General features: G+C 57.0%; 1 pseudogene. It reads left to right on the top strand.

The features are described from left to right. A pseudogene (locus tag FD01_RS16525) lies at nt 1-216 on the top strand (IS30 family transposase); the annotation flags it as partial. Nucleotides 217-291 lie beyond the last annotated feature (75 nt).

Below are 291 nucleotides of genomic sequence, written 5' to 3' on the forward strand. Positions count from 1 at the left end.
CGCGGCACCAACGAGGTCCACAATAAGATGGTTCGGCGAGACTTCCCCAAAGGTGAGTCCTTAGACGCTGTCAGCCCACTAGCTGTCGCCGAGACTCAAGATCGGCTCAACCGCCTCCCTCGTCGCCAACTCAAATATCGCACGACCGAGGAAGTCTTCATCGCTGAGCGCGCTCGAGCTCAGCGACGAGCTGCCAAGTCAGCCGTAGCCAGCTAACTCAACTCATCAAAGGTAACAGTTCGCCTCACGGTGTCGTGCCACGGAGTGGCTAACTTGTTCTTGCAATTTGCG

It is taken from the genome of Lacticaseibacillus manihotivorans DSM 13343 = JCM 12514 (genome assembly GCF_001435035.1).
Lineage (GTDB): Bacteria > Bacillota > Bacilli > Lactobacillales > Lactobacillaceae > Lacticaseibacillus > Lacticaseibacillus manihotivorans.